Consider the following 14,107-nt stretch of genomic DNA (forward strand, 5'->3'; position numbering starts at 1 on the left):
CTTGGCTACTCGTTGCGCGCCACCGTCGTCAGCTTGTTCAGGTTCTGCAGCAGGATGCGTCCGCGCTGCAGATCCAGGATGCCGTCCTTGCGCCAGGCCTGCAGTTGACGGTTGACGCTTTCGCGCGCAGCGCCGACGAACACGCCGAGCTGCTCCTGCGAAATATGCACTTCCGATCCGAAATCGGCAGCCAGCGCCACCAGCCTTCGCGCCAGCCGCACCGGCAGCGGCTGTAGCATGGATTCTTCCATCCGCTCGCTCTGCCAGCGGATGCGCTGGCACAGCAGCGTGATGATCTTGATGGCGACTTTCGGCTCACGTTCGAGGAACGCTAGGAAATCCTCACGCCGGAGCACGAACAGTTCCGTCGCCTCGCCAGCGGTGGCGTCCGCGGTGCGGCTTTGGCCGTCGAGCACGGCGACTTCGCCGAAGAGATCGCCCGAACCCATGAAGTTCAGGGTCAGGCGGCTGCCGTCGGAGGCACCGGTCTCGATCCGGATCTGGCCGCGGCGGACCCCGTAAAGGGCGTCGCCGGGGTCCCCCTTCTGGAACAGCATCTCGCCGAGCCCCAATTGCTGGGTGTGGCAGAGTCCAGAGATTCGCTGCAGCTCGTCGGCGCCAAGGTCCGCGAACATCGGGTTCATCTTCAAAATGACCGCAAATTCGGCCTGTTTGCTCATTGGTTTGCCTTCCAGTTCGATCCCAAAACCGTCCCCAAAGGCCCTAGCAAGATTCACCCCGACCGAAGTGTGTCATAAGTCACATAGCATTGCAGCAGGCTTGGAATAATTTTGGCTTCTTTGAGCGATGTCCCCTTCCGGGATAAGCTCGCTTGTCCGGCTGTGCCCCATCGGGCGCGGCCGAAACCGAAGCCGTTTGCCCGGCCTGGAAAGTCGAAATGAGAGCATTGAAATTCGCCGGGGCCGCCATTGGCGCCGTGATCGTCATCATCGGGCTGCTGCTCGTGATCGGCATCCCGTCCGGCTTCATGACGTCGCAGATCCAGGAACGGGTCGAGCGCGAGACCGGCTACAAGCTCACCATCAACGGCGGAACCAGGGTCGGGCTCTGGCCGTCGCTCAACATCACGCTGAACGACGTTGCGCTTCAGGATCCGAAAGATCGCGACATCAACCACCGCCTCACCGCGGTCAGCATCCAGGCAGACGTGACACTGGCGAGCCTGTGGTCCGGCAAACCGCAGGTGACCGAACTTGTCATCGTTCGTCCGGTGTTGAACCTGCCGCTGCAGCGCGAACGCATCAAGGATATCAATCCGCCGTCGAAGCCGGCCGCCGCGATCAAGGGCGAGGCCTTTACGGTCGAGCATGTCAGCGTCACCGGCGGCACGATCGTGTTTTCCAATCTGCGCGACCGCGTCGAGAACAGGATCGAGACCATCAACGCCGACATGACGATCGATGCCGACCGCAAGATCCGGGCGACCGGCAATGCGCGCGCCGGCGAGCACGCGCTGAAATTCGACATCAAGGCGGTGGCTCCGGCACCGCCGCTCGAACGGCAGAACATCCCGACCGAATTCAAGATCGACGCGCCCGGCATCCTGCACGGGCAGCTGTCGGGCAAGGCGGAAGTCCGGCTCAACGGCCCGGTGGTGATGATCAACGGCCTGACCGGCACGCTCGGCGACGGCGCGTTCAATGGCTGGGCCTCGGTCGATACCGCAAGCAAGCCGCTGGTGAAGCTCGATCTCGATTTCCAACGGCTCGATGTCGCGATGGGCCGTGGTGACAGCGGTTCGGCAGCGCAGCCCTGGAGCAATGCGACGATCAATCTCAATGGCCTCAACTATGTCGACGCCCAGGCGCGGATCTCCGCGGCGGCGCTCAATATCGGCGACGCGCGTTTCGCGCCGGCGGCGATCGACGTCACGCTCAACAGCGGCGTGCTGAAGACGCAAGTTAGTAATCTCGGCGCCTATGACGGCAACACCAATGGCGATCTCACCATCGATGCCTCGACCGCCAATCCTTCGTTTGCGCTGCGCGCCGACCTCACCGGCGTGCGCGCGCTGCCGCTGCTGAAGAGTCTGGCCGATTTCGACAAGCTCGACGGCAAGATGCAAACCAAGATCAGCGTGCGTTCCACCGGCAACAGCCAGCGCGCGATCATGGCGGGCTTGCAAGGCACCGCGTTCGTTGTGTTCCAGGACGGCGCCATCAAGGGCCTCAACGTCGCCCAGATGATCCGCTCACTTACCTCCGGCACCCTGTCCGGCTGGCAGGAGGGGCAGGAGTTGAAGACGGATCTGTCGCAGCTTTCGGCGTCGTTCAAGATCGACAAGGGGCAGGCCGTCACTACCGATCTCAATCTGATCGGCCCGCTGGTGCGGATGACGGGCGTCGGCACCATTGCGCTCGACACCAAGCAGATCGGGTTCCGCGTCGAACCAAAGCTCGTGATGACCACCGAAGGCCAGGGCCGCGCCAACGAGCCGGTCGGGTTCGGTATTCCCGTGATGATCGAGGGGCCGTGGGGCGCGCCGAAAATCTATCCGGACATGCAGGGCATTCTGGATAATCCCGACGCCGCCTATGCCAAGCTCAAGGAAATGGGCAAGGGCCTGTTCGGCCCCAATGGCGGCGGCCTCGGCTCCGCCCTCGGCGGCCTGCTCGGCGGACAACAGGGTGTCCCGGGTGGACAACCGGGCGGACCGGGTGGCCAGCAAGGCAGCGGGCTTGAGGGGATTCTGGGTGGACTGCTCGGCGGCGGCCAGCCGGGGGGACAGGGTGGCCAAGGCGGCGGCAGGCCTAACGATCCGCTCGGCGGCCAGCTGGGCGAGGCCATCGGCAATCTGCTGCAGCAGGGTCTGAATAGCGGTCAAGGCGGTCAGGGCAGACCCGCTCAAGGGAGTGCCGGCCAAGCCGCGCCGCGGCCGAACAGCCCGCGCAGCATTCCGATTCCGGGCCAGCAGCCCGCTGATGCCGAGCCCGCGGCGCCCGCCGCCCCGATGGCGCAAAATGACGGTGCTCCGCAGGCTGACAGCCAGCCGATGAACGACGTCTTGCGGCAGCTGTTTAATCGCTGAGTTTTGTCCGCCATGACCGGGCATAGGCGGCCGAGGGACGGCGTCGCTTCCGCTCGCCCATGCCCGGGCATGACGAGAATCCCGGTTATCCGCCCAAAGTCGGGGCTAACCATGTGTGGGATAGGCCACCTGCTCGGCCCCCCAAATCGTGCTAAACAGGCCCAACCGCGGCGGCTCCCGGCCGGGGAATGCCGCCAACGGCAAAACCGATGCGCGCGCAAGATGCGTGGCGCTCGAGGGTTGTGGATGTGAGCGCCGTCAAGGAGAAAGTCCGGTTTCTGCGTGAGGGCCTGTTCGCGAAATACGTCGTCGCGCTGGTCGGCCTTGTCGTGTTCGTGCTCGCCGTCAACGGCGCGATGGAAATCTGGATCAGCTATCGCGGCATCAAGTCTTCGCTGACCGACGGCATGTCGGAGAAGGCCGAAGCCACCGCCAAGCGCATCCAGCAATCGATGTCGGACCTCGAACGGCAGATCAACTGGGTGACGCGGACCTCTTCCTACAAGATCGAGGACCGCCGCGCCGACTATGCGCAGTTGCTCACCCAGGTACCCTATGTGAGCCAGCTGACGCTGCTCTCGGCCCAGGGCCGCGAGCAGCTCCGCCTCACGCGCCAGACGGTCCACTACGGCAGCAACGCCGATTTCTCCCGCGACCTGCGCTTCACCGAGTCCGCTTCCCGCGGCACCAGCTTTGCGACGCCCTATTTCCGGGACGGGCGGCCGTTCACCTCGATCTCGTTGCCGCATTCGGATTCCCAGGTCACCGTCGCCGAAATCAATCTTACCTTCCTGCAGGATTTCTTCGGCGATACCGAGGTCGGCAGGACAGGCTTTGCCTATATCGTCGACAGCAAGGGCCAGGTGCTGGCGAGTTCGTCGAAGGGCCCCGAAATCGGCAAGGACGTCTCAAGCCTGCCGCAGGTCGCCGCCATCAAGGGCTCGCTGCTGTCGGAGGGCACGGACATTGCCGGCAACGACGTACTGACGACGGTGAGCGCGGTGCCGCGGATCGGCTGGTTCGTGTTCTTCGAGCAGCCGACGGCGCAGGCGCTGACGCCGATCCGTGAGCAACTGTTGCGCATCGCGCTTCTGATCGCGATGGGCCTCGTGACCGCGATCATCGCCGGCACCGTGATGGCGCGGCGGATGCTGGTGCCGATCAACGCGCTGCGCGCCGGCGCGCACCGCCTCGGCGGCGGCGATTTCAGCCACCGCATCGAGGTGAAGACATCGGACGAGCTGGAAGAACTCGCCGACCAGTTCAACGGCATGGCGAGCCAGTTGGCGGAAACCTATTCCGGCCTCGAGGCCAAGGTGAAGGAGCGGACGCGGGATCTCGCGCAGTCGATCAACGAGCTCAAAGTGCTGGAAGAGGTCGGCCGCGCGGTGTCGTCGTCGCTCGACCTCAACGCGGTGCTGCCGACGGTAGCCGCCCGCGCGCTCGAAATCACCCATGCCGATGCGGTGCTGATTTACACCTATGACGCGGCGAACCGCAAATTCAACCTCACTGAATCGATCGGCATCGACAAGGCGGCCGAAGGCAAGCACCTGGCGATCGAGGCCGACAATTCGCCGCTCGGCGAAGCCGCCGCGCGGGGCGAGCCGATTGCGATCCCCGATATCGATGCGACGGCGGATCATCCGCTGCGCGACGTCGTGGTCGAGGCCGGTTTTCATTCGGTGCTGGTGGTGCCGCTGGTCGACCAGCAGGGCATCCTGGGATCGCTGGTGGTGCTGCGGCAAAACGCCGGCGAATTTTCCGACAATCTGATCGGCCTGATGAAAACCTTTGCGCACCAGAGCGTGCTCGCAATGCGCAACGCGCGGCTATTCTCGGAAGTCGACCACAAGAGCCGCGAACTGGAGATGGCGAACTCCACGGTGCGCGAGCAGGCCGACAAGCTGCTGGAGCAGACCGACCAGCTCAAGGACTGGAACAAGTCGCTGGAGGAGCGGGTCGAAACCCAGCTCGGCGAGATCGAACGCATCCGCCGCCTCGAGCGTTTCCTGGCGCCGCAGGTGGCGCAGCTGATCGCCTCCGGCGACGGCCACGAAGGCCTGCTCGACAGCCACCGCCGCGAAGTCACCGTCGTGTTCTGCGACATGCGCGGCTTTACTTCGTTCACCGAGACCACCGAGCCGGAAGAGGCGATGAACGTGCTGCGCGAGTATCATGCAGCATTGGGCGCGCTGATTTTCAAGTACGAAGGCACGCTCGACCGCTATGCCGGCGACGGCGTGATGATCCTGTTCAACGCGCCGATCCAGTTCGAGGACCATGTCAAGCGCGCGGTGAAGATGAGCGTGGAAATGCGCGACACGGTAGGCGCGCTGACCGAGAAGTGGCGCAACCGCGGCCACAATCTCGGCTTCGGCATCGGCATTGCGCTCGGCTACGCCACGCTCGGCCAGATCGGCTTCGAGCAGCGGCTGGAATACGCCGCGATCGGCAGCGTCACCAACCTCGCCTCGCGCCTGTGCGACGAGGCCAAGGCCAACCAGATCGTGGTGTCCAGGCGCGTCTACGGCATGGTCGAGCAATGGGTCGAGGGCCGGCCGATTGATGATCTCAATTTGAAGGGTTTTAACCATCCGATTCTTGCGGCGGAGATTACGAGCTGGCGGGAAGAGGTGGATAACGTGGTGGACGCGGCGTCTGCGGCGCGAAGGCAGAAGAAGTCGTAATTGGGCGGTTGAGTCCGATAGCGCCGCGCAGCAAATGCTGCGTTCCCTCCCCCCTTGCGGGGGAGGGTTAGGGAGAGGGGTGAGCCACACGGGCAGTCCCGATGCCGCCACCCCTCTCCCCCACCCTCCCCCGCAAGGGGGGAGGGAGCAGACTGCCTGTGCGACACCGGCCCGATTCCCAAACTGACACGCACAAAAAACACCATCCCTTATCCGCATCGCATAGAACCCGTTTCCCGCTGGATGCGACAAACGGCGGTCAGTTCGCATTCGAGGTCGCGGCCTGGACAGTCCCCAAACACCAGGAGCTTCCCGATGCTTTCCCGCGCCACCTATGTATCCGTCATCACCCTTGCCGCCGCCGCAGCCAGCCTTGCCACCGCCTCGGTCGCGCAGGCCGGGATGATCGGCAATTCCAACTTCGCCGGCTCGAAAACCGTGATCAACCGCCCGATGCCGACGCCGCCCCGCGTTCAGCCGCAGCTGCCGACGATCAAATCCAATCTCAAGCTGCATTGCCATAAGTACGTCGATCGGACCACCAATCCGGGCCACCCCGTGATGGCCACCACCTGCCACTAGGCGATCCGCGGCACGGCAGACGTTATGAAACGGGCTGTCATCCCCGCGAAGGCGGGGATCCAGTACGCCGCGGCTTCTCGGGTCTATCATTGACGTCTCTGGAATACTGGGTCGCCCGGTCAAGCCGGGCGATGACAACTGAATATGGGGCCGCATTCTCGCGACGCATTGCGCCCGAGCTTTGCCAGAAAACCTTGCCCCCGAATGTAGAGGGCGCAGGGAAGACCGGGTGCGCGCTGCACCCGCGGTCCCGTGTGCGGTTAGCACAGAAAAGGCTGCACACGAGCATACAGGTTCAGCGGAGAGCATCCGGCCTTCCCTGCGCAATGGCTTTACGGCTTATGCCGTGATCTCCCCGGAGACGAGTTCCTAATTGACTCCGTCACCGCCGGTTCAGCTCACGCTTAGCCGACGGCTTGACGCCAGCAACGGGCGCCAGGACCACACGGTTTTGCCGTACGCTTATCCACGCCATCGTCTCGGCGTAAACCAGCGTCCACCGCAACCCGTCCAACGTCCGTGACGACGGCCGACGCCCTCTGAGTGGGACGGGATGGCGATAGATGCGCACTGATTTGGGTCGCCCGACAACAGAAATGTTTTTGATTTACAGAAATTTTCTACTTGACACGATTTCCGTAAATCGGAAGTGATTTGCCCGTCGCGCCAATTTGCCGCGCGCTTTCCGTTCCTCTCCCCTTGCGGGAGAGGGTCAGGGAGAGGGGTTCTCACGGGCAGTCTCGCTTGTGGCCACCCCTCTCCCCAACCCTCCCCCGCAAGGGGGGAGGGAGCCGACCATGCGTGTCGCGCGAGCTTGAACATCATTGCGCACCGCGAACCGCCCCATGCGCCGCCTGTTCCCCAGGGAACAGCGCCGGCCGGCCTTCCCTGCGATGTTCTCCGTCACAGGCAAGCCCATTCCGGGCGGCCGACACAGAGGGAACACGACCATGCCGATCTATCCTTGGAAGCCTTTCAACAAGCTGGATTACGCCGAACAACAATCCGAACTGACCCAGGACGACGCGCGCGACGGTTTTCTGAATCTCGGCAGCGGCAACAACTTTCACTTCCAGCTGACGGGCACCGCCGCCAAGAACGTCAACGGCCAGGGCGGCAACGACACCATCATCCTGGACGGCAACTCCGCCGACAAGGTGTTCGGCGGCTCCGGCGACGACACGATCGACGGCGGCGCAGGCGACGACAACCTGAACGGCCAGTCGGGCGAGGACCACATCTTCGGCGGCGCCGGCGCGGACCGCATCAGCGGCGGCAGCGACAACGACTATCTGGTCGGCGACAATGACGCTGTCGCGTCCAACCTGCACGGCATCGACACGATGTTCGGCGGCAGTGGCGAAGACACGCTCTACGGCGGCGGCAAGGCCGACGTGATGTCGGGCGGCACGGGCAACGACAATTTCGTCTACTTCGTCGGCCTGGGCGCCGAGAACGAGAGCGCGGTCGGCGCCGCGGACCGTATCACCGACTTCCAGGTGGGCGACAAGATCGACGTGTCCTTCATGGACGCCGACGGCAATTCCGCCAACGGCAACAGCACCTTCACGTTCTCGTCCAGCGGCGCGACCACCCAGGCCGGCAAGTTCTGGTTCGAGACCCACGACGACGGCCAGCACGTGTTCTTCAACATCAACGGCGGCGCGACCGACATGGAGATCATCTCGACCAACAGCCACCAGTTCACGACGGCGGACTTTATTCTGTGAGGTGAGATCGTTCGGTGCGGTGAGTGCGGAGTGAGGATGCATGGACCGCCAGCTTTTACGGGCTGGCGGTCTATGCTTGCGCGTCCAATGTGCAGCGGCGAAGCGATCTATAGGAAGCGATGCACTCACCGCGTGAACGCAAACGTATTGAGCGCGCGCGGCCTTTGACGAAAGCGGCGTGACCCCCGCCGTTAGCCACCCCTACCCCAGCCCCGCCCTTCTAAACCCCTCCAGATAATGCTCCCTCTCCACCTCGTGCTCATACGGCATCTCGGTGGATAGCCACGCCAGCGAGATGTTGGGCTGCACGTTCCGCAGGCCTTCCAGCGCGGCAGCCGCCGCCTGGGTGAAGCCGGACATGCCCAGCGAGGCCGTCAGCACGCGGTGGGCGCCGACGAAATCGGGGCGCTGGCGCAGGGATTCGCGGGAGAGGCGGATCGCCTCCTCGTAGTTGCGGCCGACATACTGGCAATAGGCGGCGACGCCGCAATAGATGCCGGCAAAGGGATCGCGCGGGGAAAAGCGCAGCGCCTGCCGGGCGGCGGCGTCACCGTCCTCCCAGCGCCCGCGATAGGACAGCGCCACGCCATAGATGCCGCGCGCCGGCGAAAAATTCGGATTGAGCCGCAGCGCCAGCTCGAACTCGGCAATGCAATCGTCAAAGCGGCGGTTGAACAGATAGACGCTCGCCAGCGCATAATGCGCCCACGCATCCTCACTGTCGGCGCGGATCGCCGCCAAGGCGGCGCGTTCCGCCGCCCGCACCGCCGTCGGCATGTCCTCCCAACCCATATGGGCCGCAAACATATGGCAGGCCGCGAGCAGGCTGAGCGCCTGGCCGTAGCCGGGATCGACCGCGATGGCTTTTTCCAGCAGCGCCTGCGCCACCAGATTGTCCGACCGCGTCACCCGCCAGTAATGCGACAGCGCGCGCATCACGAGATCCCAGGCGTCCATATTGTCGGGCGTCTTGCGCTGGCTTCGGAAATTCTCGGCGGCATAGAGCTGCGGCTCGATCGCGGCGACCACGGCCTGCGTGATCTCGTCCTGCACCGCGAACACGTCGGCGAGATTGCGGTCGTAGCGCTCGGCCCACAAATGACTGCCGGTGACGACATCGTTGAGCTGCGCGGTGATGCGCACATGGTCGCCATCCTTGCGCACCGAGCCCTCGACGACATAGTCGACGCCGAGCTCCTCGCCGATCTGCTTCAGATGCACCTGACGGCCGCGGTAAACGAAAGAGGAGTTGCGGGCGATGACATAGAACCAGCGCAGCTTTGACAGCGCGGTGATGATGTCCTCCGAAATGCCTTCGGAAAAATATTCCTGCTCGGGCTCGCCGGAGATGTTTGTGAACGGCAGCACCGCGATGGCGGGGCGGTCGAGCGTAGGCTGGGAGATGTGGGCGGGTTCGGCTAAGCGGGTCGGCTGCGACGGCGCTGGTTGAGGCGCGGCGACGGCGACAGGGTTCGCGCTTTGCGGCGCAAAGGGCGCCGCTGAGCGCGGGTCGCGGTGCAAGTGCACCGCTGCTGACATCCCCGACAAAACGAAAACCCTTGCGCGCGATGGTGCGGATCAGCGCCTGGTCCTTGCCGCTGTCGCCGATGGCGGTGCGCGCGGCGTTGATGCGGCTGGTCAACGTGGATTCGGAGACGATGCGGCCGTGCCAGATGCTCTCGATCAGATCGTCCTTGGTAACGACGTGGTCGCGGTGCTCGACCAGGTACATCAGGAGATCGAACACCTGCGGCTCGACTGCGACAATTTGGCCATCGCGGGTCAATTCGCGGACGGCGCTGTCGAGCACATGGTTTGAAAAGTGAAACTGCACGCGAGGATCCCCGTGACCGGTTGATCGGACCCGCTTGTCGCCCGGTTTTGCCGGGTTTTGCTGGCGGGGGCGCTCAATTAGCGCGCTCAAGTCAGCCATGACGTGTTTTACCTCACAGATTCCCGCCTCACAGAAAAATCAGGGTGGCCTCAAGGCAAAATCAGCCCCGTCTCAGAGTCTTTAGGTCCGCCGAGCGGCATGTTCGGTTCAGCGATGTCACCCCCGTGACCGCATGCCACAGAGGAGGAAACTGCATGGCCACCACGGCTACCGCCACAATGCCGGCTTCAACCGCCACCCCCGCCCCCGATCTTGCCGCGCTGAAGACCAGGCAGCAGGCGGCGTGGTCGTCAGGCAATTACGCCATCGTCGGTTCCACGCTGCAGATCGTCGGCGAGCAGCTGTGCGAGGCGATGGACCTCAAGGCCGGCGCCAAGGTGCTCGATGTCGCCGCCGGCAACGGCATGGCCTCGCTCGCCGCCGCGCGCCGCTGGTGCGACGTCACCTCGACCGATTACGTGCCGGCGCTTCTGGAGCGCGGCCGGGCGCGCGCCAATGCCGAAGGCATGGGAATAGAGTTTCGCGAAGCCGATGCGGAGAACCTGCCGTTCGACAACAACTCTTTTGAAGTGGTGCTGTCGACCTTCGGCGTGATGTTCACGCCAAACCAGGACAAGGCGGCGGCTGAATTGCTGCGCGTGTGCAGGCCGAAGGGCCAGATCGGTCTCGCCAACTGGACGCCGGACGGCTTTATCGGCCAGGTGTTCAAGACGCTCGGCAAGCATCTGCCGCCGCCCGCGGGCGCGAAATCGCCGGCGATGTGGGGCACTCGCACGCGGCTCACCGAAATGTTCGACGCCGGCGCGGCCTCGATCAAGGCCGAACCGCGGCTGTTCAATTTCCGCTACCGCTCGGCCGAGCATTTCCTCGACGTGTTCAAGACGTTCTACGGCCCGGTGCTGAAAGCGTTCGCCGCGCTCGAGCCGGCCAAGCAGGAAGAGCTGCACAACGATTTGCACGCGCTGATCGTCCGCATGAACCGCGCCACCAACGGCAGCATGGTGGTGCCGAGCGAATATCTCGAAGTGGTGATCACGAAGCGATGACGATTCACGTTCTTGCATCTCGCTCACCCTCGTCATGCCCGGGCTTGACCCGGGCATCCATCACCCTTCGCAAGAGTCCTTCGAAGCAGATGGATGGCCGGGCACAGGCGAGCGTAAGCGACGCCGTCCTTCAGACGGCTATGCCCGGCTATGACGGAGAGAAAGTCATTTCCGAAACGAACTCCACACAAGGATGCTTCGATGAATATTTTGACTCCAGTATCTTCACGCAAAAGCGCCACCGCTTGCGTCGTCGCGTTGCATTGCTCGCTCGGTTCGGGACGCCAATGGGCAAAACTCGGCGCCGAATTTGGGCCCGGCACAAAGCTCGTCGCGCCGGATCTGATCGGCTATGGCAATAATGCGGTTACCTTCGACCTGCCGCTGACGCTGGCGCAGGAAGTCGAATGCCTGCGCGCGACGCTCGATCAGGCCGATGGGCCGATCCATCTGGTCGGCCATTCCTATGGCGGCGCCATCGCGTTCAAGATCGCGACCGATCCTGCGTATGAACATCGCGTCCAGAGCCTCGCGCTGATCGAGCCGGTGCTGCCGACGCTGCTGCTTGAAAGCGCGCCGGACCGGCGGCTGCACGACCAGTTCGCCGAACTCGCCGCCGAGGTGCGCCAGGATATCTGGAACGGGTCAGTGCTGGAGGCGATCGACAAGTTTTCCGAGTTCTGGTGCGGCTCCGGCCCGCGCGAGGACATGTCGCCGGCCGCGCGCATCCGCATGATCGAACATGCCGAACGGCTGCCGTACGATTTCGCCGCCGCCTTCGCCGAAGAGAACGTGACGATGGCGGCGGCCTCGTTGCGGGTGCCGACGCTGCTGTTGTCCGGCGGGCAATCGCCGAACCTGACCCAGCGCATCGTCCGCCGGCTGGCCGCGGTGATCGACGGCGCCGAACTGCGCCATCTGCCGGATGCCGGACATATGCTTGCCATGACCCATGCCGCCATCATCAACCCCGTGATCGCGGCCCACATCGCCCGCGCCGATGAACTCGCCGGCGTGTCACTGGCGGCCGGTCAGCCGACGGCGAAGCTGGTCAGTCTGGCACGCGGTTGAGCGGCGGTTTGGGTCTTCTTGCCGCTTGGCGCGCCGGTCGGGCATCTGGTATCCATTTCTGGTATTTATGGGCCCGAAACTGGAAATGAAACGCCGATGATCACCGCGCGCGACCTCAAGCTGGCTGCCCTGATGCTTGCGGGGGCGCTCAGCCTGGCCGCGCCGCCGGCGTTCGCCGCCGACGAGGAAACGGCGCCAAAGGGCGCGGCGGTGACCGTGTTCAAGGCCGCCAAGTCCTGCTTCGGCAACAATGTCGAGGTGTCCGGCACCATCATCGCGCGCGAGGAAACCCAAGTGCGGCCCGAGCGCATGGGGCTGAAGGTCGCCGAAGTGCTGATCGATGCCGGCGATACCGTCACCGCCGGCCAGACGCTGGCCCGGCTGACGTTGCCGGAAGGCGGCACGGTGCTGGTGCAGGCGCCTGTCGCCGGGTTGGTTTCGGCCTCGACCGCCGCGGTCGGCGCCATGGCCTCAGGCAAGGGCGAGGCGCTGTTTTCGATCATCGCCCGCAGCGAATTCGACCTCGTCGGTCTGGTGCCGACCCGCGACATCGCCAAGCTTCAGATCAACCAGAATGCACGGATCAAGGTGATCGGCGCCGGCGAAGTCGATGGCAGGGTGCGGCGGCTGTCGACCACGGTCGAGCCCAACAGCCAGCTCGCCCAGGTGTTCATCGCCGTCACCACCAACCGCCGGCTTCTGGTCAACTCCTCCGGGCGGGCGCAGATCAAGACCGGCCAGAGCTGCGGCATCTCGGTGCCGCTGACCGCGATCCTCTATGGCAATGCCGGCACGGTGGTGCAGGTGGTGAAGCGCCAGCGCGTCGAGACGCGGCGGGTGGAAACCGGATTGATGTCACAGGGCCAGGTCGAGATCCGCGAGGGCATCGTCGAAGGCGATATCGTGGTCGCCCGCGCCGGCGCCCTGCTGCGCGAAGGCGATCCGGTGCGCCCGGTGATGGTGGCCTCGGACGCGAAGTAACCGCACGCTGTCATTGCCGGGCTTGACCCGGCAATCCATCGATCTTCAGAGAAATTTTCCTTGATGGATGCGCGGGAGCGCAGACAAGTTTACGTAGTCTGCGCAAAGCAGACTACTATGCCCGCGCATGACAAGGGGTGTTTACCCGCCGAGGCTGACGTCTTCGAGCAGCGACGACGACACCGAGGGAACCTGCTCGCCTTCGCTGGCGCGGGAGATCGTCACGCGGGTTTTGTTGAAGGCGGTTTCGAGGCCGGCCTGTGCGGCGAGGTTGTTCAGCAGCTCGGACATCAGCACGCTGTACTGGCCCTTGGAATCGTCGGCCACCTTGCCCGGCGTCGCCGAGGTCAGGATCAGCGCGTTTTCGGGCGCCGAGATCGGCGCCAGGCCGTGCGAGTAGGAACGGAAACGGCGCTCATAGGGATTGCGGCGGGAGGCGTCGACCACGACGAGTTTGACCTTGGCGCCCTGCTCCTTCATCGCGTCGAGCACGGCCTCGATGCTGACGCCGTCGCGGCGAACATCGGCTTCCTTCCAGATCGCGGCATCGACCGGGATCATGTAGCTCTGGCGGCCGACCTGGACGCCGTAGCCGCCGAAGAACAGCATCACCACGCTGTCGGGCTTGATCTTGGACTTGAGCCGGCCGATGGCGCGGGCCATGTCGTCCTTGGTGGCGTCTTCCACCACGTCGACGTCAAAGCCCTTGCCGCGCAACGCCGAGGTCAGGCCGCGGGCGTCGTTGATCGGCTGCGCCAGCGGCGCCGCGGCGTCGGGATAGTGGCCGTTGCCGATGACCAGTGCGACGCGGGAAGTCTTGGTAGCGACGTCGGAATTCTGTTCGGTCGCGATTGCCTTGGCGGCATCGAGCGAACGCTTGTTGAGCGCAGCATGGGCGCCGATCGCCAGTGACACCAGGCCGACCAAAGCGGCGGCCACGGTGACCGAGCGGCGAGAGATGCTTGGCTTGCTACCGTCCATTGTTTCAATTCCCAATCGTTGACCAGGGCGCGCCAGTTAGTCGCGCCAGTGCCGTTTAGGTTTGAGGGGTTGCGAATTGGTGT

The 14,107-nt window shown here is 64.3% G+C and carries 10 protein-coding genes and 1 pseudogene; 8 read left to right on the top strand and 3 right to left on the bottom strand.

All coding sequences use genetic code 11. From position 1 onward, the window contains the following. Positions 1 to 5: 5 nt before the first annotated feature. Entirely contained in the window at positions 6 to 680 is a 675-nt protein-coding gene (locus ABIE49_RS19190) for a Crp/Fnr family transcriptional regulator (protein WP_192735671.1), read from the bottom strand. Positions 681 to 898: 218 nt separating this feature from the next. On the opposite strand from ABIE49_RS19190, the gene ABIE49_RS19195 reads away from it, so the two are divergent. The 4 genes from ABIE49_RS19195 to ABIE49_RS19210 all read left to right on the top strand — a co-directional run bounded on the left by ABIE49_RS19195 (position 899) and on the right by ABIE49_RS19210 (position 8,051). Further along, positions 899 to 3,049: an AsmA family protein gene (locus ABIE49_RS19195; RefSeq protein ID WP_192735672.1), complete on the top strand. Its 2,151-nt coding sequence runs from the start codon at positions 899 to 901 to the stop codon at positions 3,047 to 3,049. A 248-nt stretch (positions 3,050 to 3,297) separates the two neighbouring features. Then, the gene (locus tag ABIE49_RS19200) at positions 3,298 to 5,739 is read left to right on the top strand and encodes a cache domain-containing protein (protein WP_192735673.1); all 2,442 of its coding nucleotides are present in this window, start codon (positions 3,298 to 3,300) and stop codon (positions 5,737 to 5,739) included. Positions 5,740 to 6,054: 315 nt separating this feature from the next. Further along, the gene (locus ABIE49_RS19205) at positions 6,055 to 6,321 is read left to right on the top strand and encodes a hypothetical protein (protein ID WP_192735674.1); all 267 of its coding nucleotides are present in this window, start codon (positions 6,055 to 6,057) and stop codon (positions 6,319 to 6,321) included. A gap of 950 nt (positions 6,322 to 7,271) precedes the next feature. After that, the gene (locus tag ABIE49_RS19210; protein ID WP_192735675.1) at positions 7,272 to 8,051 is read left to right on the top strand and encodes a calcium-binding protein; all 780 of its coding nucleotides are present in this window, start codon (positions 7,272 to 7,274) and stop codon (positions 8,049 to 8,051) included. 201 nt (positions 8,052 to 8,252) lie between these two features. Here ABIE49_RS19210 and ABIE49_RS19215 read toward each other — a convergent pair. Further along, positions 8,253 to 9,783: pseudogene (locus ABIE49_RS19215) on the bottom strand (winged helix-turn-helix domain-containing tetratricopeptide repeat protein). On the opposite strand from ABIE49_RS19215, the gene ABIE49_RS40070 reads away from it, so the two are divergent. From ABIE49_RS40070 to ABIE49_RS19230, 4 genes are all read left to right on the top strand, one after another. Further along, on the top strand, positions 9,718 to 9,870 hold the full coding sequence (locus ABIE49_RS40070; protein ID WP_502916019.1) for a hypothetical protein: 153 nt from the start codon (positions 9,718 to 9,720) through the stop codon (positions 9,868 to 9,870). The pseudogene ABIE49_RS19215 and the gene ABIE49_RS40070 overlap by 66 nt on opposite strands. A gap of 269 nt (positions 9,871 to 10,139) precedes the next feature. After that, positions 10,140 to 10,991 (top strand): class I SAM-dependent methyltransferase, encoded by an 852-nt coding sequence (locus ABIE49_RS19220; protein ID WP_354066882.1) that lies wholly within the window; start codon positions 10,140 to 10,142, stop codon positions 10,989 to 10,991. Between the two features lie 201 nt (positions 10,992 to 11,192). Beyond that, positions 11,193 to 12,062 carry an alpha/beta fold hydrolase gene (locus ABIE49_RS19225; protein WP_192735677.1) on the top strand — a complete coding sequence of 290 codons (870 nt, stop codon included), beginning with the start codon at positions 11,193 to 11,195 and terminating at the stop codon, positions 12,060 to 12,062. Between the two features lie 96 nt (positions 12,063 to 12,158). Then, complete coding sequence (locus ABIE49_RS19230) at positions 12,159 to 13,043, top strand: efflux RND transporter periplasmic adaptor subunit (RefSeq protein WP_192735678.1); 885 nt, start codon at positions 12,159 to 12,161, stop codon at positions 13,041 to 13,043. Positions 13,044 to 13,184: 141 nt separating this feature from the next. Here ABIE49_RS19230 and ABIE49_RS19235 read toward each other — a convergent pair whose 3' ends face one another. Then, a complete protein-coding gene (locus tag ABIE49_RS19235) occupies positions 13,185 to 14,024 on the bottom strand; it encodes a caspase family protein (protein WP_192735679.1) in 840 nt (279 codons plus the stop codon). Positions 14,025 to 14,107: the final 83 nt, after the last annotated feature.

Source organism: Bradyrhizobium sp. OAE829, assembly GCF_040546575.1.
GTDB lineage: Bacteria > Pseudomonadota > Alphaproteobacteria > Rhizobiales > Xanthobacteraceae > Bradyrhizobium.